General features: G+C 65.5%; 17 protein-coding genes. 7 read left to right on the forward strand and 10 right to left on the reverse strand.

Annotated elements, in window-relative coordinates:
• Positions 1–26 precede the first annotated feature (26 nt).
• From BVC93_RS24450 to BVC93_RS24465, 4 genes are read right to left on the reverse strand one after another with little or no spacing between them, the layout of a single operon-like run.
• Positions 27–818, reverse strand: coding sequence for an ABC transporter ATP-binding protein (locus BVC93_RS24450; protein ID WP_083739706.1), 792 nt, complete (start codon positions 816–818; stop codon positions 27–29).
• Entirely contained in the window at positions 815–1,816 is a 1,002-nt protein-coding gene (locus BVC93_RS24455; RefSeq protein WP_083739707.1) for an ABC transporter ATP-binding protein, read from the reverse strand. Before BVC93_RS24455 ends, BVC93_RS24450 begins: the two co-directional genes overlap by 4 nt.
• Entirely contained in the window at positions 1,809–2,798 is a 990-nt protein-coding gene (locus BVC93_RS24460) for a branched-chain amino acid ABC transporter permease (RefSeq protein WP_083739709.1), read from the reverse strand. Before BVC93_RS24460 ends, BVC93_RS24455 begins: the two co-directional genes overlap by 8 nt.
• Positions 2,799–2,808: 10 nt before the next feature.
• Positions 2,809–4,089, reverse strand: coding sequence for a branched-chain amino acid ABC transporter permease (locus BVC93_RS24465; protein WP_157517061.1), 1,281 nt, complete (start codon positions 4,087–4,089; stop codon positions 2,809–2,811).
• Positions 4,090–4,620: 531 nt separating this feature from the next.
• Between BVC93_RS24465 and BVC93_RS24470 the strand changes: the two genes are divergently transcribed.
• Together BVC93_RS24470 and BVC93_RS24475 are read left to right on the forward strand one after the other, a co-directional pair.
• Positions 4,621–5,769, forward strand: a complete 1,149-nt coding sequence (locus BVC93_RS24470) for a branched-chain amino acid ABC transporter substrate-binding protein (protein WP_083741305.1) — start codon at positions 4,621–4,623, stop codon at positions 5,767–5,769.
• 143 nt (positions 5,770–5,912) lie between these two features.
• The gene (locus tag BVC93_RS24475) at positions 5,913–6,791 is read left to right on the forward strand and encodes a TetR family transcriptional regulator (protein WP_192860090.1); all 879 of its coding nucleotides are present in this window, start codon (positions 5,913–5,915) and stop codon (positions 6,789–6,791) included.
• On the opposite strand, the gene BVC93_RS24480 is transcribed toward BVC93_RS24475, so the two are convergent.
• Both BVC93_RS24480 and BVC93_RS24485 read right to left on the reverse strand, forming a co-directional pair.
• Entirely contained in the window at positions 6,788–7,987 is a 1,200-nt protein-coding gene (locus BVC93_RS24480) for a lipid-transfer protein (RefSeq protein ID WP_083739711.1), read from the reverse strand. The genes BVC93_RS24475 and BVC93_RS24480 overlap by 4 nt on opposite strands.
• Positions 7,984–8,418 (reverse strand): Zn-ribbon domain-containing OB-fold protein, encoded by a 435-nt coding sequence (locus BVC93_RS24485; protein WP_083739712.1) that lies wholly within the window; start codon positions 8,416–8,418, stop codon positions 7,984–7,986. The genes BVC93_RS24480 and BVC93_RS24485 overlap by 4 nt, the downstream gene beginning before the upstream one ends.
• Positions 8,419–8,503: 85 nt before the next feature.
• Here BVC93_RS24485 and polA point away from each other — a divergent pair, with 85 nt between their 5' ends.
• On the forward strand, positions 8,504–11,254 hold the full coding sequence (polA, locus tag BVC93_RS24490) for a DNA polymerase I (RefSeq protein ID WP_192860091.1): 2,751 nt from the start codon (positions 8,504–8,506) through the stop codon (positions 11,252–11,254).
• Here the strand turns inward: polA and BVC93_RS24495 are convergent.
• Positions 11,248–12,417, reverse strand: coding sequence for an MFS transporter (locus BVC93_RS24495; protein WP_083739714.1), 1,170 nt, complete (start codon positions 12,415–12,417; stop codon positions 11,248–11,250). The two genes, polA and BVC93_RS24495, sit on opposite strands and share 7 nt — an antisense overlap.
• Before the next feature lie 85 nt (positions 12,418–12,502).
• On the opposite strand from BVC93_RS24495, the gene BVC93_RS24500 reads away from it, so the two are divergent.
• Complete coding sequence (locus BVC93_RS24500) at positions 12,503–12,958, forward strand: winged helix-turn-helix transcriptional regulator (RefSeq protein WP_083739715.1); 456 nt, start codon at positions 12,503–12,505, stop codon at positions 12,956–12,958.
• A gap of 7 nt (positions 12,959–12,965) precedes the next feature.
• On the opposite strand, the gene BVC93_RS24505 is transcribed toward BVC93_RS24500, so the two are convergent.
• Positions 12,966–14,129: a PrsW family intramembrane metalloprotease gene (locus BVC93_RS24505; protein ID WP_083739716.1), complete on the reverse strand. Its 1,164-nt coding sequence runs from the start codon at positions 14,127–14,129 to the stop codon at positions 12,966–12,968.
• A 157-nt stretch (positions 14,130–14,286) separates the two neighbouring features.
• Here BVC93_RS24505 and rpsA point away from each other — a divergent pair, with 157 nt between their 5' ends.
• Both rpsA and coaE read left to right on the forward strand, forming a co-directional pair.
• The gene (rpsA, locus tag BVC93_RS24510; RefSeq protein ID WP_083739717.1) at positions 14,287–15,732 is read left to right on the forward strand and encodes a 30S ribosomal protein S1; all 1,446 of its coding nucleotides are present in this window, start codon (positions 14,287–14,289) and stop codon (positions 15,730–15,732) included.
• Positions 15,733–15,830: 98 nt separating this feature from the next.
• Entirely contained in the window at positions 15,831–16,931 is a 1,101-nt protein-coding gene (coaE, locus tag BVC93_RS24515) for a dephospho-CoA kinase (protein WP_083739718.1), read from the forward strand.
• A 1-nt stretch (position 16,932) separates the two neighbouring features.
• Here coaE and BVC93_RS24520 read toward each other — a convergent pair whose 3' ends face one another.
• Positions 16,933–17,445 carry a hypothetical protein gene (locus tag BVC93_RS24520; RefSeq protein ID WP_083739719.1) on the reverse strand — a complete coding sequence of 171 codons (513 nt, stop codon included), beginning with the start codon at positions 17,443–17,445 and terminating at the stop codon, positions 16,933–16,935.
• A 19-nt stretch (positions 17,446–17,464) separates the two neighbouring features.
• Positions 17,465–17,965, reverse strand: a complete 501-nt coding sequence (locus BVC93_RS24525; protein ID WP_083739720.1) for a DUF402 domain-containing protein — start codon at positions 17,963–17,965, stop codon at positions 17,465–17,467.
• A gap of 58 nt (positions 17,966–18,023) precedes the next feature.
• Here BVC93_RS24525 and uvrB point away from each other — a divergent pair, with 58 nt between their 5' ends.
• A complete protein-coding gene (uvrB, locus tag BVC93_RS24530; RefSeq protein ID WP_083741306.1) occupies positions 18,024–20,195 on the forward strand; it encodes an excinuclease ABC subunit UvrB in 2,172 nt (723 codons plus the stop codon).
• Positions 20,196–20,233 lie beyond the last annotated feature (38 nt).

Below are 20,233 nucleotides of genomic sequence, written 5' to 3' on the forward strand. Positions count from 1 at the left end.
CTCGTGCCTCGAGCTCGTCGACCGGGCTAGGTTTCGCGGCTGCCCGCCAACGTGCCGAGATACAGCTCGATCACCTTGGGATCCTTCATCAGGTTCGTGCCGCTGTCGGTGTAGGCGTTGGTGCCTTGGTCCAGCACGTACCCGCGGTCGCAGATCTGCAGACAGCGGCGCGCGTTCTGCTCCACCATGATCACCGAGACGCCTGCCGCGTTGATCTTCTTGCAGCGGATGAACACCTCGTCCTGGAACATCGGGGACAGGCCCGCCGACGGCTCGTCGAGCAGCAGCACCGAAGGCTCCATCATCAGTGCCCGGCCCATGGCCACCATCTGCCGCTCACCGCCGGACAATGCGCCGGCTTTGACCTTGCGTCGCTCCGACAGCAGCGGGAACAGTTCGCTCACGAAGTCGAACCGCTCGGCGAACTTCGATCGGCGTAGGTAGATCCCCATCTCGAGGTTTTCCTCGATGGTCAACGACGGAAACACATTCCGGTTCTGCGGGACGTAGCCCACGCCTTTGGTGACCAGTACGTGCGCCGGTGCCGACGTGATGTCCTCACCGCGCAGTCTCACCGAGCCCGACCGCACCGGGATGAGCCCGAACATCGTTTTGAGCAGGGTCGACTTACCGGCGCCGTTGGGGCCGATGATGCCGACGATCTCGCCGTCGCGCAGGTAGAAATCGCAGCCGCGCAGGATGTCCACGCCGGGTATGTATCCGGCGATCAGTTGGTCGCCGCGCACCAATGCTCCCTCGGCGAGGCGCTGATGCTCTTCCGGTGTGGCGGCCCGTTCGGCGGGAGTGAGTTCGGTCATGACTTACTGCCTTCGATGGTGCCGGGATCCTCGGACAGGTCGCCACCGGATTCCAGTGTCTCGGCTTCGGCGGCCTCGATCTGCTCGGCGAGTTCGGCGGTGGCGCCGGTGGGATTGCCCTCGTCGTCGAACTCGAGTGCCTGATCGTGGTGGCTGCCCAGGTAGGCGTCCACCACGGCGGTGTTGGACGACAGCTCATCGGGGCGTGACTCGGCGATCACCGAGCCCTGCGCCATCACCACCACCCAGTCGCTGATCTCACGGATGACGTCCATGTCGTGTTCGACGAACACCACCGTCATCCCGTCGTCGCGCAGCGACTTCACGTGTTCCAGCAGACTCTGGGTCAGTGCGGGGTTCACGCCGGCCATCGGTTCGTCGAGCATGACCACCTTGGGATCCGACATCAGCGCACGGGCCATCTCCAGCAGCTTGCGTTGCCCGCCGGACAGGGAGCCCGCCATGTCATCGGCCTTGGCATCCAGCTTGAACCGCGCCAGCATGGCGTGCGCGCGTTCGGTGATCTCCGCTTCCTGCTTGCGCCAGGTGAACGGCAGCAGGGCGTTGAGCATGCGTTCGCCGGTCTGGTGCGAGGCACCCAATCTCACGTTCTCCAGCACGGTCATCTTGGACAGGGCCTTGGTGAGCTGGAAGGTGCGCACCACCCCTTTGCGGGCCACCTGGTGGGGACGCTGGGTGTGAAAGTCCGTGCCGTCCATGGTCCATGACCCGGTGTCGGGACGGTCGAATCCCGTGATCAGGTTGAAGAACGTGGTCTTGCCCGCTCCGTTGGGGCCGATCAACCCGGTGATACAGCCTCGCTGGATCTCCAGATGGGCGACGTCGACGGCCTTGAGTCCGCCGAACGACCGAGAGATGTTGTCCACCACCATCACTGGATCGGGTTTGGCTGAACCCGGAACGGAGTCGATGCCGGTGAAGATGGCGGCCCGTTCCTCGGCGGACAGCACCTTGTGGGCAGAGTCGGTGTCAGCCATCGAGTTGCACCTCCCGTTTCTTGCCCATGATCCCTTGTGGTCGGTACACCATGAGCAACGCGATCAGGATGCCCAGAAGGATGAAGCGGATGGCACCCACCTGGGCATCGGTGAACGGCAGCAGCGGGTCGGGCCCGGAGATCGCTTGGCGCAGCAGCGCATCGGGAATCGCCAGCAAGAACCAGAACAGCATGGCGCCGATCACCGGGCCGAACACGGTGGCAGCGCCTCCCAGCAGCAGCGCGCCGAAGGCGTAGAACGTCTGGGCGGTGGAGAAGAAGTCCGGGTGCAGCGATTTGGTCTGCAGGGCGTTGAACACTCCGCCCAGGCCGCCGATCATGCCGCCCAGCACCAGCGCCTGCAGCTTGTAGACGAACACGTTCTTGCCCAACGCACGGGCGGCGTCCTCGTCTTCACGCACCGCCTTGAGCACACGGCCCCACGGGCTGTGGGTCAGCAGGTAGACGAAGCCGCAGAGCAGCAGCACCAGCGTCCAGCCCACCACCATCGCCCACAGGTCGTCACCGACGAACTTCAACCCCAGCAGTGAGTACTGCTTGCCGGAGTCGAACGGGCTGAAGGCAGTGAACGGGTCGGCGTAGCCGAACAGGCCGTTGGTGGATCCGGTCACCGGGTCGGCGGCGGTGGATCGGAACACCAGTCGCAGGACCTCGGCGGTGGCGATGGTCGCGATGGCCAGGTAGTCGGCTCGTAGTCGCAGCGTCGGGATACCGAGCAGCACCGCCAGTAGGGCGGCGCCGGCCAGGCCCACCAGGACACCCACCCACAACGGCTGCTGATAGGTGACGGTCATGATGCCGACGCCGTAACCGCCTACCAGCGCGAAGCCGATCTGGCCGAAGTTGAGCAGGCCGGTGTAGCCGAAGTGCAGGTTGAGCCCGATCGCCAGCAGGGCGTAGAAGATGGCCGACGGCCCGATCAGCTGAGCCAGCGCCACTTGAAAAGCACTCATGATGTCCATGGGTCAGCCCTCACCCGATTCTTTCTCGGGAGCCCAGGATGCCCTGGGGTCTGACGATCAGGATGATGATCAAGATCAGCAGGCCTCCGACGTACTTCAGGTCAGGGTTGATCACCAGCGTGGACAGCTGCACCAGCAGACCCACCACGATGCAGCCCAGCAGCGCGCCGTAGGCCGTGCCCAGGCCGCCGAGGGTGATACCGGCGAACATCAGCAGCAGCAGTTTGAAGCCCATCTCCCACTGCACGCGGCCGCCCAGCTCCGACATCGCCAGCAGCACGCCGCCGAGTGCCGCCAGGGCCCCGCCCAGGCACCACACCAGGGTGATGACGCGTTCGACGTTGATACCGGAAGCGGCAGCCAGGTCCTTGTTGTCCGAGACCGCCCGCATGGCCTTGCCGATGGCGGTCTTCTGCAGCATGACGGCAACGCCGACCAGAACCACGACGCTGATGATGATGGTCATCAGGTTGATATCGGTGATCGCGACCGGCCCCCACTGCCGCTCAGCGCTCACCGGGTAGTCCGCGAAGGCCTGAGAGCGATCGGAGAACATCGCGAGGATCAGGTAGCGCAGGCTGATGGCCAGGCCGATGGAGACCACCAGCTGTGGAATGAGCCCCACCCTGCGTTTTCGCAAGGGCTTCCAGACTCCGGCGTTGTTGAGCCAGCCGACACCGATACCCACCACGATCGCCAGCACCGAGGCCAGCAGCAGCGGCATCCCGAACGACACGTTGAACACCCAGGCGAACACCGCGCCGATGGTGACCATCTCTCCGTGCGCGAAGTTGGTCAGCCCGGTGGTGCCGAAGATCAGGCTCAGACCGATGGCCGCGACGGCGATCACCAGTCCGAACCGAAGCCCGTCGATGGACAGCCGGATGATGCGTTCGTAGAGCGGCGTCTCGATGGAGGTGCGCACCTCACCGAAAGTGAAGACCACGGTGTTGGTGCGTCCCGCGGTGATCTCTCGGTTGACGGTGCCCTGGACGCTGACGCCTTCGGGCAGCGTGTCCGCAACCACCTCGAAGGTGTAGCTGCCGACCGGGAGCTCGAAGGTCCACCGGCCGTCGGTGCCGGATTCGCCGGAGCCGGTGTCGGTTCCCGCCGCGTCGAGCGCACGTACCGTGGCGCCCGCGACGGGTTCACCCGAGTTCACCAGCCGACCGGCGACGGTGGCCGTTTCGGTTTCGGTGTCGGGCGCGGGTTCGGCGCCCGCCTGGCCTGCACACAGCAGCGCGGCCCATGCGGCGAGCATCGTCAGCAGAACGGTTCGCACAAAGAACATGTGCCTCACCCTTCGACCGACCTTGCGCGCTGCGTTCTCCTCGACGAGCCTGAGCGCACTACTGGACCTCCGTTGCGGTTGGTCTTTCGAGGGTAAGAAGCGATGGTCGGCACTGTATAAGTTTCGGCAGCAACAAGTGGCGTGGAGCAATGACAGGCATGTATCTGTTGTGTTTCGGATGCCCTGACTGACTTTGGCATGATTTTGTCGCTGCCTGACACTTCTGCCACTCCTGTCGCATTGTTGCAGGATGCAGCCTTGAGCCATGACACTTTTGATCGTTATCGCCCTGGTGTTGGCGGTGTTGGCGATCGCCGGAATCGCTGACCTGACGCCCGATACCCATCGCGAGACCACCCAGCACGGCGGCTTCGATTTCTGAACGGCGCGCGCCGCCGGACGTCTACTCCCCGCATGACGCGTGATCGTTGACTATGTTTACCGTCTAAGTGAGTGATCGACTCCGGAGGTTGCACATTGCGCGGTCGCAGCGTCAGTACGGCGTTGGGATGTGCGCTGACGGTGGCAATCATGTTCGTAGTGACGGGATGTTTCGGCCAGGGACAGGGATCCGGGCTGCGCATCGTCGGAGTGGCACAGATCAATCAGAACGGCGACACCGTCGCAAGCTCCGCCGATCCGCCCGCAGCTGTCGATCCGGCGGGCAGTGGCGACGCGATCTGCCCGCCGCTGTCCATTGCCGTGGCGGGGGCGTTGGAGGGCGTGGAATCCGGGCCGGGCATCGACATCGAGAACGGCATCCAGCTCGCGGTCGACAAACACAACGACGCCAACCCCGGCTGCCAGGTCCAGCTCAAGACCTTCGACACGCAGGGTGATCCGGGGCGCGCCGAGGAAGTCGGCCGTCAGATCGTCAACGACGCCTTCACCATCGGCATGATCGGTCCCGAGTTCTCTCAGTCCGCTCAGGCCACCGGCGCCATCTTCGACAACGCCGGCATGGTGGCGGTGACGGCGTCGGCCACGTCGGTGGCGTTGGCTGACAACGGTTGGCGCACCTTCTTCCGGGGCCTGGGCAATGACGGCGTGCAGGGCACTGCCGTCGCCAATTACCTCAAGCGGCAGTTGGGAAGTGGTCGCGTCTGTGTCGTCGACGACGGGTCCGAGTACGGCATCGGTCTGGCGTCGGCTGTGCGCGAGACCCTGGGCGCCGTCGCCGACGGGCGGTGCAACGTGTCACTCGGCGCTGACGAGCAGGCCATCGCCGACGCAGTGATCACTATCGGTGGCCAGGCGCCGGATTCGGTGTTCTTCGGCGGGTATTTCGCCCAGGCGGCCACCCTGGTGCGGCAATTGCGCGACGCCGGCGTGACGGCCACGTTCGTCGGCGGCGACGGCGTCAACGACGCCCAATTCGTCAGTGAAGCCGGTGATGCGTCAGCGGATTCGGTGATCTCGTGCTCGTGCGCCCCGGCGCCGGAGAAGTTCGTCCAGGAGTACACCGCACGCTTCGGTCGAGAGCCGGGGCCGTTCAGCGCGGGCGGCTACGACCTGGGGACCGTGCTGCTGCAGGGAATCGATTCCGGCGCCATCACACGGCCGGCTCTGCTCGAGTTCGTCCGCAACTACGACGGGCAGGGCCTGCAACGCCGATACCAGTGGACCGATGCCGGTGAGCTCACCAGCACCCTGATCTGGATCTACGAGGTCCAGCAGTAGCCTCAGCGTCGAGATCCCGTACGTAGCGGCCGGATCTGTGAACGTGAGCGTCCGAGTGCGATAGTTTGGGACTGCGGATCAACGTCTCACTCGGGCGCGGGAGCGCTCGGGTGTTCATCGCAGCTGAGCCGGGGGAGGCAAACGTGTCGAGCTCCGTTCGTGGCGTCGTGGACAGTGCGGCCATCGCCCTGGGCGCGCGCGTCCGGCATACCCGGGGATTGCGCGGAATCACGTTGCGTGAGATGGCTTTTCGTCTCGGTGTCAGCCCGGCCACCATGAGTGCTGTCGAGAACGGGCGCACCGGGATCAGCCCGCTTCGGCTGACCGAACTGGCCCGCGTCCTGGAGGTGTCGGCCGACGACTTACTGACGCCTCTGCCGCAGACCGGCTGCCCGGCCGAACAATCGACGACCGATGACGCGGCACTGCGGGACTGGCGGCGCTACGACCGGTTGGCGTTCGACGGTCCTCTGGGGGCCGCGCTCGAGGCGTTCCTGGACGTCGGTTACCACGGCTCGACCATGCGCGACATCGCGCGACGGGCCGGTCTGTCGGTGCCCGGCATCTACCACCACCACGCCAGCAAGCAGGAAATGCTGTTCAGTATCCTCCATTTCACCATGGCCGACCTCACCCGACGCTGCGAGCTGGTGCTCGCCGAGTCCGAGTCGGCGGTCGACAGGTTCAGCCTTCTGGTGGAGAACCTCGCGCTGTTCCACACACATCGCCGTGACCTCGGTTTCATCGGCGTCGTGGAGATGCGCAGTCTGGAAGAACCTGATTACTCACGAATCATGCTCATGCGCAACAAGGTCCAGGAGATGGTCACCACCGAGGTGGAGCGCGGCCGTCGGGAAGGCGCCTTCGTCGTCGACGAACCCCGCGAAGCTGCCCGCGCGGTCGTAACCATGTGTACCGGTCTGGCACAGTGGTTTTCACCCGGTGGATCCGCGTCGGCCGAGGAGGTGGCGCGCCGGTACGTCGGGTACGGCTTGCGCCTGGTGTGCTGTCAACGCGCCTAACGCGCCACGATCACCGACGATCCGTGACCGAACAAACCCTGGTTGGCGGTGACGCCGACGGTGGCGCCTTCGACCTGCCTGCCCGTCGCTTGCCCCTTGAGCTGCCAGGTCAATTCGCAGACCTGCGCGATGGCCTGTGCCGGAATGGCCTCACCGAAACAGGCCAGGCCGCCGGACGGGTTCACCGGCACCCGGCCGCCGATACTGGTGGCGCCGCTGCGCAACAGCTGCTCGGCCTCACCTTTGGCGCACAGCCCCAGGTGTTCGTACCAGTCCAGCTCCAGTGCTGTCGACAGGTCGTAGACCTCGGCGAGGCTGACATCCTCGGGGCCGATACCGGCCTCGGCATAGGCCGCGTCCAGGATCTGATCTTTGAACACCCGGTCGGGGCCCGGCACCACGGCCGTGGAATCGGTGGCGATATCCGGCAATTCGGGAAGATGCTGCGGGTACTGCGGCGTGACGGTACTGACCGCGCGCACCGACGGCACACCGTTGACCGAGCCGAGGTGCTTTTCGGCGAAGGACTTGCTGGCCACGATCAGCGCGGCCGCGCCATCGGACGTCGCGCAGATGTCCAGCAGCCGAAGGGGATCGGCCACCATCGGGCTGGCCAGCACGTCCTCGATCGAGGTCTCCTTGCGGAATCGGGCATTCGGGTTGTCCAGGCCGTGGCGGGCGTTTTTCACCTTGACCGCGGCGAAATCCTCCAAGGTGGCGCCGTAGAGATCCATCCGGCGTCGGGCCAGCAGCGCGAAGTACACCGGATTGGTGGCGCCGATGAGGTGGAACCGCTGCCAGTCCGGATCGTTGCGGCGTTCTCCGCCCACCGGGGCGAAGAAGCCCTTCGGCGTGGTGTCGGCCCCGATCACCAGTGCCACATCGCAGAACCCGGCCAGGATCTGGGCGCGGGCGCTCTGCAGTGCCTGAGATCCGCTGGCGCACGCGGCGTAGCTCGACGACACCGGCACGCCGTTCCAGCCCAGCTTCTGCGCGAACGTCGCGCCCGCGACGAAGCCGGGGTAGCCGTTGCGGATGGTGTCCGCTCCGGCCACCAGCTGGACCTGTCGCCAGTCGAGACCGGCTTCGGCCAACGCCGAACGTGCTGCCACCACACCGTATTCGGTGAAATCACGGCCCCATTTGCCCCACGGGTGCATGCCCGCACCCAGGATGTACACCGGATCCGGGCTCATGGCAGCCTCCAGGCGTAGGTGACGCGTTCGATGCCGTCGTCGTCGGTGTAGAGGGTCTCCAGCGTCAGTTCCATCTCGACGCCGATCGCGAGATCCGCGGCCAGCGTGCCGTCGACGACCTTGCCGAGCACGATCAGTCCTTCGTCGGCGAGTTCCACCGCGGCCACCGCGAACGGCTCGAACGGATCCGGTGACGGGTACGGCGGTGGGGGCGCGTAACGGTTCTCGGTATAGCTCCACACCTTCCCGCGCCGGGACAGCGGCACCTGTGCGAGATCGTCGCCGTCGCAGGCGGGGTTGGGGCAGTTGTTGGCCCGAGGCGGGAACACGTAGGTCCCGCACTGGTGACACTTGCCGCCGATCAGGTACGGGAGCCCGGACCCGTCGGTGGCGAACCACCCGTCGATCGCGGGTTGCACAGAAGCTGACACAGAGGGGAGCTTACTTACATCAGGCCCAAAACTGAAACGTGTTGCAGTTTTGGGCCGGTGGGACGTCGTTCGGTTGTCGGACGGGATGCCTAGAGTTAGTCCGGTGAGTCCAGCCAAGACAGCATCCGCCAAGGCGCCCGACCATGCGCCCGGAGACCAGAAGCCCACGTTGATGCTGCTGGACGGCAACTCCCTGGCGTTTCGGGCGTTCTACGCGCTGCCCGCGGAGAACTTCAAGACCCAGGGCGGTCTGACCACCAATGCCGTCTACGGCTTCACGGCAATGCTGATCAACCTCCTGCGTGACGAGGGTCCCACCCACATCGCGGCGGCTTTCGACGTCTCGCGGCAAACCTTTCGTCTCGAGAAGTATCCCGAGTACAAGGCGGGCCGCTCGGCCACGCCGGACGAGTTCCGCGGTCAGATCGACATCACCAAAGAGGTACTGGCGGCTCTCGGTATCACGGTGCTCGCCGAAGTGGGATTCGAGGCCGATGACCTGATTGCCACCTTGGCCACACAGGCCGAGGCTCAGGGTTACCGGGTGCTCGTGGTCACCGGTGACCGTGACTCGCTGCAGCTGGTCAGCGATGACGTCACCGTGCTGTATCCGCGTAAGGGCGTCAGCGAGCTCACCCGGTTCACGCCCGAGGCGGTCCAGGAGAAGTACGGCCTGACCCCCAAGCAGTATCCGGACTTCGCGGCGCTGCGGGGCGACCCGAGTGACAACCTGCCCGGCATCCCCGGCGTGGGGGAGAAGACAGCCACCAAATGGATCGCCGAGTACGGCTCGCTGCAGGACCTCGTCGACAATGTGGACAAGGTCAAAGGCAAAGTGGGCGACGCCCTGCGGGCGCACCTGTCCAGCGTGATCCTCAACCGTGAGCTCACCGACCTCATCAAAGACGTGCCCCTGGCGCAGACGCCCGACATGCTGAAGATGCAGCCGTGGAATCGTGACCAGATCCACCGGCTGTTCGACGACCTCGAATTCCGGGTACTGCGTGACCGGCTGTTCGACACCCTCGCATCGGCTGATCCGGAAGTCGAGGAGGGGTTCGACGTCCGAGGCGGCCTGCTGCAGCCGGGCACCCTGGCGGCCTGGCTGGCCGAGCACAGCCTCGGTCACCGCTTCGGCCTTGCGGTGGTGGGCACCCACCTCGCGTTCGACGCCGACGCCACCGCGCTGGCCATCGTCGCCGCCGACGGTGACGGCATCTACCTCGACACCGCCAAGCTCACCGAGGATGACGAGGCGGCGCTGGCCGCCTGGCTGGCCGATCCGGGCCCGCCCAAGGCGCTGCACGAGGCCAAGCTCGCCATGCACGACCTGGAGGGGCGCGGCTGGAAACTGGCCGGCGTCACCTCCGACACCGCGCTGGCTGCCTACCTGGTGCGCCCCGGGCAGCGCAGCTTCGCCCTCGACGACCTGTCGGTGCGCTACCTACGCCGCGAATTGCGCGCGGATACCCCGCAGCAGCAACAACTCTCGCTGCTCGACGACGAGGACGACGGGGTGGACGAGCAGGCGATACAGACGTTGATCCTGCGCGCCAACGCGGTGGGGGATTTGGCCAACGCCCTGGATGAGGAACTGGCCCGCATCGACTCTTCAGCTCTGCTGAGCGACATGGAGTTGCCGGTGCAGCGCGTGCTGGCCGAGCTGGAGACCAACGGCATCGCCGTCGATCTGAAGCTGTTGGCCGAGCTGCAGAGTGAGTTCGCCGACCAGATCCGGGACGCCGCCGAGGCGGCGTATGCGGTGATCGGCAAGCAGATCAATCTCGGCTCGCCCAAACAGCTGCAGACGGTGCTGTTCGACGAGCTCGAGATGCCGAAGACCAAGCGCACCAAAACCGGGTACACCACCGACGCCGACGCGCTGCAGGGCCTGTTCGACAAGACCGGGCACCCGTTCCTGCAACATCTGCTGACCCATCGCGACGTCACCCGGTTGAAGGTCACCGTCGACGGCCTGCTCAATGCCGTGGCCTCCGATGGTCGCATCCACACCACGTTCAACCAGACCATCGCAGCCACCGGCCGGCTCTCGTCCACCGAACCGAACCTGCAGAACATCCCCATCCGCACCGACGCGGGTCGACGCATCCGCGACGCGTTCGTGGTGGGGCCGGGTTATGCCGAGCTGATGACGGCTGACTACAGCCAGATCGAGATGCGCATCATGGCGCACCTGTCCAAGGACACCGGGCTGATCGAGGCGTTCAACACCGGTGAGGATCTGCACTCGTTTGTCGCCTCGCGCGCCTTCGACGTTCCTATCGACGAGGTCACCCCCGAGCTGCGCCGCCGGGTCAAGGCCATGTCGTACGGCCTTGCCTACGGGTTGAGCGCCTACGGCCTGTCGGCTCAGCTGAAGATCTCCACCGAAGAAGCCAAAATCCAGATGGAGCAATACTTCTCGCGGTTCGGCGGCATTCGTGACTACCTGCGTGATGTGGTGGATCAAGCGCGTAAGGACGGCTACACCTCGACGGTGTTCGGGCGGCGCCGGTACCTGCCGGAGCTCGACAGCAGCAACCGCAATGTCCGCGAGGCCGCTGAGCGTGCCGCGCTCAACGCACCCATCCAGGGCAGCGCCGCCGACATCATCAAGGTCGCGATGATCAACGTCGATACGGCGATCAAAGAGGCGGGGCTGGCCTCGCGCATCCTGTTGCAGGTGCACGACGAACTGCTGCTCGAGATCGCTGACGGTGAACGCGATCAGGTGGAGGCGCTGGTGCGCGACAAGATGGGCAGCGCCTACGCCCTGGATGTTCCCCTCGAGGTGTCAGTGGGCTACGGCCGCAGCTGGGATGCCGCCGCTCACTGATCGCAGGTGGCGGGCCGCAGCCAGTCGACCGCCCACACTGTGACGGCGGCCAAGGCCAACGCGCCCCCGAGCAGCGACGAGCCCGCCCACCCATGGGCGGTGTACACCGCGGTGGTTGCGGTGGCGCCCGCTGCCGAACCCAGTGCGTAGAAGATCATGTAGCCACCGATCACGCTGCTGGTGCGCTCGGGATGTGCCGTGGTGAGCACGTGTTGGTTGCTGACATGTACCGCCTGCACGGCGAAGTCGAGCAGCACCACGCCGACAACAAGCAGCCACAGCGATGTCGGTGCCTGCCCAATGGCGCCCCAGGACAACACCAGCAACGTCAGTGCACCACCGGTGACCAGTCGAACCAATCCGGTGTCTGCCCAGCGGCCCGCGCGGGCAGCACCCACCGCTCCGGCCAGGCCGATGAGACCGAAGAGGCCGATCTGTGCCGCGCTCAACTGCCACGGGGCCGAGGTCAGGGGCAGCGCCAGGCCGCTCCACAGCGTGCTGAACGAGGCGAACAGAAGGAATCCGATCGCGCCGCGGATGAGGAACACACGGTCGCCGAACAACCGGCCCAGTGAGGCGAGCGTCTGGCAGTAGGTGCTGCGTACGGGTCGAGGGTCGGGCGGCAGGAGTCTCAGGACCACAAACGTCAGGGTGATCATCCCCGCGGCGAGGGCGGCGTAGACGCCGCGCCATCCCACGGTGGAAGTCAGCGCACCGGCGGCTACCCGCCCGCCGAGGATGCCGATCACCACGCCCGCGGTCACCACGCCGATGGTGCGGCCACGTTCGGACGGGCTGGCCAGCGCGGCGGCGTAGGCCACCGTCGTCTGGACGACGGCGGAGAACACGCCGGCAGCAGCCAGTGCGGTCACGAGCAGCCAGGCTGTCCCGGCGGTCGCGGCCAGCGACACAGCAGTCGCGGCGAGCGCCAGGTGTGCGGCGATGAGTCGGCGTCGGTCGAACAGATCGCCGAGTGGAACCAGTGCGGCAAGGCCTATGAGATAGCCGAGCTGGCCGGCTGCAACCACCATCCCCAGCCGGTCCTGCGGCAGCCCGAGCTCGGCGCCGATCTCGGGGAGGATGGGTTGAGCGGCATAAACGGTCGCGACAGCGACGGCGCAGACGGAGGCCAACAGAATCCTGAACCGGCGGTCGGGGCCCATCCAAACCCTTTCGATAAGTTGCATTTTGAAACCATTCAGACGCTACGGCAGAATGGTTGCAATCGGCAACCGATGAGGAGGTGTGATGATCGACGCTGAGGCTGTCGACCAGCCGGTGTGGACCGACCCCACGTGCCCGGTGGCGCGCACTCTCGACCTGGTGGGGGACCGTTGGAGCCTGCTTCTGGTTCGCGACGCCATGGACGGTGCGCGTGCTTTCACCGACTTCCAACAGCGCACCGGCATCGCGCGCAACATCCTCGCCGACCGGTTACGACGACTGGTCGAACGTGGAGTCTTCGAACGGGAGGTGGGGCCGTCGGGCAAACGGCAGATCTACACACTCACCGCGGCTGGACGCGATCTGTTCACGGTGGTGGTGGCACTGCGTCAATGGGGCGAACGCAACACCCTGGTCCCGGGCGAAACGTACTCGGTGCTCGTCGACCAGAACGGAGTTCGGCTCCCCGAGCTGCGACCGCTGGACTCGCGCGGGGCGCGGGCCGATCTCGAGACCACCTCGGTTCGCAAGACGGATTGAGCGGGGCTCAGCGCGTCGGCGGTACCTGGAAGGCGGCCAGCGACTGCAGCGCGGGCGTATTGGATCGGACGGTCCGCAGCCAGTGGGTCTCTTCGCCGAACAGGGCCATCACCCGGTCGTCGGCGGACCCGCGGTCGATGCGGTCTTTGACAAACGCCAGTTCCACCACCTGGGCCGCGAAATCACGCACCGTCTTGCCCGCGGCCTTGCCATGGGAACGGGTCACGGCCGCGACGGCCACCTTCCGTGACTTGATGGAGCCCAGCCAGCTCGCCTCGTTGGCTGTGATCAGCCCCGCTGTCACCATGCCGGGCAGCTTCTCGGCGACCACCTTCTGTTCCCGTCGGCGCGCGGCGATGCTCAGCCAGATGGCCAGCGCGAAGATCGGCACCATCCACAGCACGTAGACCAGCAGATAGGTGCCGAAGCCCAGCACCGCCGAGCCGTTCCACAGCGCGTGCATGATCACCGCGCCCGCGTACCCCAGCAGCAGATATCCGGCCTTGGCCAGGACGTTGCGCTGTTTGAGAGCGAAGTACACCCCGATACCGATCGCAGTGGTGAACAGCGGATGTGCGAACGGGGCCATCACCAATCGCAGCGCCGCGGTCACCAGGGCATCACCCAGTGATTCGCCGCCTGCGATGTAGAAGATGTCCTCGAGCCAGGCGAACCCCGCGGCCACCAGGCCGGCGTACACCAGGCAATCGACCAGGGAATTGAGTTCGTGGCGGCGACGGCCGGTCATCATCAACAGCAGGAACGCGCCCTTGGCTGCCTCTTCGATGATCGGGGCGGCGATTGCGGTGGTGCGCCAGTCGCTCTCGGCGCCCCCGCTGACCACCGCTCCGAACACCATCTCAAAGATCACCGACACCACGATGGCGACGGAGGCGCCCCAGATGAACGCGAGCACCAGCAGCCGCGGAGGCTCAGGCTCGAAACGGTCCAGCCACAGGTACGCCAGCACCACTACCAGCATGGCCAGGGTGGACAACACGAAACCGATTGCGGTGCCGACCGGGTTGACCGCGGTGAGCAGGATCACCAGCAGCCCTGCAATCGTGCCCAGCCCGATGATCAGGGCAATCGGGGCTCCGACTTTGCGGACGCGGCGGGGAAACGGTGGCAGGAATGCCGGTGCTTGCGACGGGCTCGCGGGGGTGTGCACGTCAGCAGATTAGCGGTGCCACCTAGTGATGGGAGGGTGGGTTTGTCCAGGCAGTGCCCTGTCGAGTAACCTCGACAGGTATCTGTGTGCGTTTCGTGCTCAGGTCACCGAGCTCAACCTGCCCCTACTACCCAACCTGTCCGGAGCTATCCACCATATGCCAAGTCCCGTCGCCACCTCGCCGCAAGTAGCCGTCAATGATATCGGCTCGGCTGAGGATTTTCTCGCCGCCATCGACAAGACCATCAAATACTTCAACGATGGCGACATCGTCGAAGGGACCATCGTCAAGGTTGACCGTGACGAAGTCTTGCTCGACATCGGCTACAAGACCGAAGGTGTCATCCCTTCGCGCGAACTCTCCATCAAGCACGACGTCGACCCCAATGAGGTTGTGTCCGTCGGCGATGAGGTCGAAGCCCTCGTTCTCACCAAAGAGGACAAAGAAGGCCGACTGATCCTGTCCAAGAAGCGCGCTCAGTACGAGCGTGCCTGGGGCACCATCGAAGAACTGAAGGAGAAGGACGAGGCCGTCAAGGGCACCGTCATCGAGGTCGTCAAGGGCGGCCTGATCCTCGACATCGGTCTGCGCGGCTTCCTGCCCGCGTCGCTGGTGGAGATGCGTCGTGTCCGCGATCTGCAGCCGTACATCGGCAAGGAGATCGAGGCCAAGATCATCGAGCTGGACAAGAACCGCAACAACGTGGTGCTGTCCCGCCGTGCCTGGCTGGAGCAGACCCAGTCCGAGGTCCGCAGCGAGTTCCTCAACCAGCTGCAGAAGGGTGCCATCCGCAAGGGTGTCGTCTCGTCGATCGTCAACTTCGGCGCGTTCGTCGATCTCGGCGGCGTCGACGGCCTGGTGCACGTCTCCGAGCTGTCGTGGAAGCACATCGACCACCCGTCCGAGGTTGTCCAGGTGGGCGACGAGGTCACCGTCGAGGTGCTCGACGTCGACATGGACCGCGAGCGGGTTTCGCTGTCGCTCAAGGCCACTCAGGAAGATCCGTGGCGCCACTTCGCTCGTACCCATGCCATCGGCCAGATCGTGCCCGGCAAGGTCACCAAGCTGGTGCCGTTCGGTGCGTTCGTCCGGGTCGAAGAGGGCATCGAGGGTCTGGTGCACATCTCCGAGCTGGCTGAGCGTCATGTCGAGGTGCCGGACCAGGTTGTCGCCGTCGGCGATGACGCCATGGTCAAGGTCATCGACATCGACCTCGAGCGTCGCCGGATCTCGTTGAGCCTCAAGCAGGCCAACGAGGACTACACCGACGAGTTCGACCCGTCGAAGTACGGCATGGCCGACAGCTACGACGAGGCCGGCAACTACATCTTCCCCGAAGGCTTCGACGCCGAGACCAACGAATGGCTCGAGGGCTTCGACAAGCAGCGCAACGAGTGGGAGGCCCGGTACGCCGAGGCCGAGCGTCGCCACAAGATGCACACTGCGCAGATGGAGAAGTTCGCCGCTGCCGAGGCGGAAGCCGCCAGTCGGCCCGCGACCAGCGGAACCACCTCGTCCAGCTCGGGCGAGTCCGCTGGTGGATCGCTTGCCAGCGATGCCCAGCTCGCCGCACTGCGCGAGAAGCTCGCCGGTAACGCGTAGCAGCACAAAGACACTCAATTCGCCGAGTGAAGCCGCGCAGTACGTCTTCGGACGTACTGCGCGGTTCTTTTTTCGCACCTTCTAGATGAGGCAGGACAGTGCTGCGGATCGGTTTGTCGGGTGGTATCGGTGCCGGAAAATCCACCGTCTCAAGGACTTTCAGTGAGCTCGGGGGAGTCATCGTCGATGGTGACGTGATCGCCCGCGAGGTCGTCGAACCCGGCACGCCAGGGCTGGCGGCGCTTGTCGAGGCCTTCGGCCACGGCATCTTGGCGCCCGACGGTGCTCTGAACCGTCCTGCGTTGGCCGCCATCGCGTTCGGTGACGAGCAGAAGCGCCAGACTCTGAACGGGATCGTCCACCCCCTGGTGGGCAAGCGGCGCTCCGAGCTCATCGAGGCCGCAGCCCCTGACGCCGTGATCGTCGAAGACATCCCGTTGTTGGTGGAATCCCGGATGGCGCCGATGTTCCCGTTGGTGATCATCGTCCACGCCGACGAGGACGTCCGTGTTCGGCGGCTCATCGAGTACCGCGACTTCAGTGAGGACGATGCCCGGGCGCGCATCAAGGCTCAGGCCACCGTCGAAGAGCGCGAAGCCGTCGCCGACGTGTGGCTGGACAACGCCGGCTCCGCGGAGGAGCTCGCCGAGCAGGCGCGCACGCTCTGGCATCACCGGATCCTGCCGTTTGCGCACAATGTGGAGCACCACACTCCGGCCGTTGCGGCGTCGCTGGTGGTGCCGTATGACCCCGAGTGGCCGAAGCAGGCGCGGCGGGCGGTGGCGCGGCTCAACACCGCCTGCGGGCACCGAGCCCTGCGGATCGACCACGTGGGGGCGACGGCGGTGGCCGGCCATGAGGCTGCTGACGTGCTCGACATCCAGGTGACGGTCGATTCGCTGGCCACCGCCGATGAGCTCGGTGACGCATTGCTGGCGGCCGGCTATCCGCGTGTCGAGGACGTCACCGGAGACCAGCAGCTGGATTCAGACACCGATGAAGCTCTGTGGCACAAGCGCTTTCATGGCTCGGCAGACCCCGGTCGCCCGGCGAATGTCCATCTGCGCGTCGACGGGTGGCCCAATCAACGGTTCGCGCTGCTGTATCCGGACTGGGCGGCGGCCAATCCGGGGGAGTCCGGTGACGACATCTACGCCCGGGCGTGGGCGTGGGCCGATGCCACCGGCTGGCGTCCCTGAATCAGGCGGGCGGCAGAGCCGGATCCACTGGCTCGTCGGGCGGCGGCGGTGGTGCGGGCACGCCGGCCACCGGCGCTTCACAGGTCAGCGACCCGAAATCGGGGTCGTCGCGCTGCGGCAGTACCCGGGGTGCCACGAAGTCGTCGGCCTGTGCCACCAGCTGGTCGTCTATCAGGATCTCGCAGTGCAGGTTGGCGGAGTACGGCCACTGGATGGACAGCCGCACGTTGGCCGTCCCGGAGGCCGGCAGCACGGTCTGCGTCTCGAACACGCGCCCGGGCACCATGGTGGGGTTTTCGGTCTGGATGCGGTTGTCCTGGGCGGCCCAGGTGACGCTGGCGCCTCGGGACACGCCGTCGACACGGGTGCGGTAGGTGACGTTGTGCAGCACTTCGGTCGACGGGGCGGGCTCAACCGTGGGGGTGTCGGTGACGGGCTCCGCGGAGGCGACGCCGGGGGTGAACACAGCAAGCAGTAGCGCGGTGGCGGTAACCACGCGTACCGGGGAGTTCATGATCGCTGACACTATGCCTTCATCGCCAGGAGAGATTCATTCCGTTACTCGCTAGCCAAGCTAACAGATTATGCCCGTGTGCGGTCAACCCCGCGGTGGTGGACACCGCGGTATGGATTGCCTTTTCCGCAGTCCGGGCGCTGATCAGGCCCGCTTTGTGGGCCTCCAGCAGTTCGTCGACGTCGAGCAGTTCAGTGCTTCGATCGGTGCGCACCACCAGGTCGAGGTAGTGGTCGACTGTCCGCCAGACGTCGCCGTCGACGGTGATCTCGCCGATGTCGAGATAGAAGTCCTGATCGCGCTCGTGCCCGGCGTTCCAGTGGAAGACATTCGCGCGAAGATCGAGTGTGGGCAACAACCACGACTCCAGGTGATGGAACTGAGCGCGGCCGGGCGTCGGGCGGGCCATGTACAGGCCCCAGGGTTCACGCACGAAGACGTCGACCGCCCGGACGAACCCCTTCGGGTCGACGTTGGTGCGGGCGGCCAGGTCGAATGTCTCGTTCTTGGGTGGATGGATACGCCCAGCCTAGGCGAGGGAATCGCAGCTGTCGGTGCGTGGTTCTAACCTGGTGAACATGGCTTTCGCAACCGAACATCCCGTACTCGCGCACTCGGAGTACCGACCCGCCGCCGACGCGGTGGACGGCCTGCTGCGCGCGGGCGGCCAGTTCGAGGTGGTCAGTGAGTACCAACCGGCTGGGGACCAGCCCGCTGCCATCGAAGAGCTGGAACGTCGTATCCGCGCCGGTGAACGGGACGTGGTGCTGCTGGGTGCCACCGGCACCGGTAAGTCGGCCACCACTGCCTGGCTCATCGAGCGGCTCCAGCGGCCCACCCTGGTGATGGCGCCCAACAAGACACTTGCCGCTCAGTTGGCCAACGAGCTGCGCGAGATGCTGCCCAACAACGCCGTCGAGTACTTCGTCTCGTACTACGACTACTACCAACCCGAGGCGTACATCGCGCAGACGGACACCTATATCGAGAAGGACAGCTCGATCAACGACGACGTCGAGCGGCTGCGCCATTCGGCCACGTCCAATCTGTTGTCGCGGCGCGATGTGGTGGTGGTGGCGTCGGTGTCGTGCATCTACGGTCTCGGCACGCCACAGTCGTACCTGGACCGCTCGGTGGAGTTGAAGGTCGGCGACGAGGTGCCGCGGGACGGGCTGCTGCGTCTGCTGGTCGATGTGCAGTACACCCGCAACGACATGTCCTTCACCCGGGGCACCTTCCGGGTGCGGGGCGACACCGTCGAGATCATCCCGTCGTATGAGGAACTGGCGGTGCGCATCGAGTACTTCGGTGACGAGATCGAGGCGCTGTACTACATGCACCCACTCACCGGTGATGTGGTCCGCCAGGTCGATTCACTGCGGGTCTTCCCGGCCACCCATTACGTGGCGGGCCCGGAACGGATGGCCATGGCCATCTCCAGCATCGAGGCTGAACTCGAGGAGCGCCTGGCTGAGCTGGAAGGTCAGGGCAAACTCCTCGAAGCGCAGCGACTTCGGATGCGTACCAACTATGACCTCGAGATGATGAAGCAGGTCGGCTTCTGCTCGGGTATCGAGAACTACTCGCGGCACATCGACGGCCGGGGTCCGGGCACCGCACCGGCGACGCTGATCGACTATTTCCCCGAAGACTTCCTGATGGTGATCGACGAGTCCCATGTCACGGTGCCGCAGATCGGCGGCATGTATGAAGGCGACATGTCGCGCAAGCGCAACCTCGTCGACTTCGGTTTCCGTCTGCCCTCGGCGGTCGACAACCGCCCGCTGACGTGGGAGGAATTCGCCGACCGCATTGGGCAGACGGTGTATCTTTCGGCCACTCCGGGCGACTACGAGATCAGCCAGGCCGCAGGCGAATTCGTCGAGCAGGTCATCAGGCCCACCGGCCTGGTGGATCCGCAGGTGATCGTTAAACCCACCAAGGGCCAGATCGACGACCTGATCGCTGAGATCCGGCTGCGCACCGAGCGTGACGAACGCGTGCTGGTCACCACCTTGACCAAGAAGATGGCCGAGGACCTCACCGACTATCTGCTGGAGATGGGAATCCGGGTGCGTTACTTGCACTCCGAGGTCGACACCCTGCGGCGGGTGGAGTTGCTGCGGCAGTTGCGCCTCGGTGAGTACGACGTGCTGGTGGGCATCAACCTGCTGCGTGAGGGCCTGGACCTGCCCGAGGTGTCGCTGGTGGCCATCCTCGACGCCGACAAGGAAGGGTTCCTGCGCTCACCGCGCAGTCTGATCCAGACCATCGGCCGCGCGGCCCGCAACGTCTCCGGCGAAGTGCACATGTATGCCGACAAGATCACCGACTCCATGAAAGTCGCCATCGAAGAGACCGAGCGTCGCCGGGAGAAGCAGGTCGCCTACAACAAGGAGCACGGCATCGACCCGCAGCCGCTGCGGAAGAAGATCGCCGACATCCTCGACCAGGTGTACCGAGAGGCCGATGACAGTGACACGGTGGAGGTCGGCGGGTCCGGTCGCAACTCGTCACGCGGCCGCCGAGCGCAGGGGGAGAAGGGCCGAGCGGTCAGCGCCGGCGTCTTCGAGGGCCGCGACACCTCCAGTATGCCGCGGGCCGAGCTGGCCGACCTCATCAAGGACATGACGGAACAGATGATGGCCGCGGCCCGCGACCTGCAGTTCGAACTCGCCGGCCGGATCCGCGATGAGATCGCCGATCTGAAGAAGGAACTTCGCGGGATGGACGCCGCCGGACTGAAGTAGGCCGATTTGAACTGAACTGCGGTTGAGGTTCTACCGTC

The organism is Mycobacterium sp. MS1601 (assembly GCF_001984215.1).
GTDB lineage: Bacteria > Actinomycetota > Actinomycetes > Mycobacteriales > Mycobacteriaceae > Mycobacterium.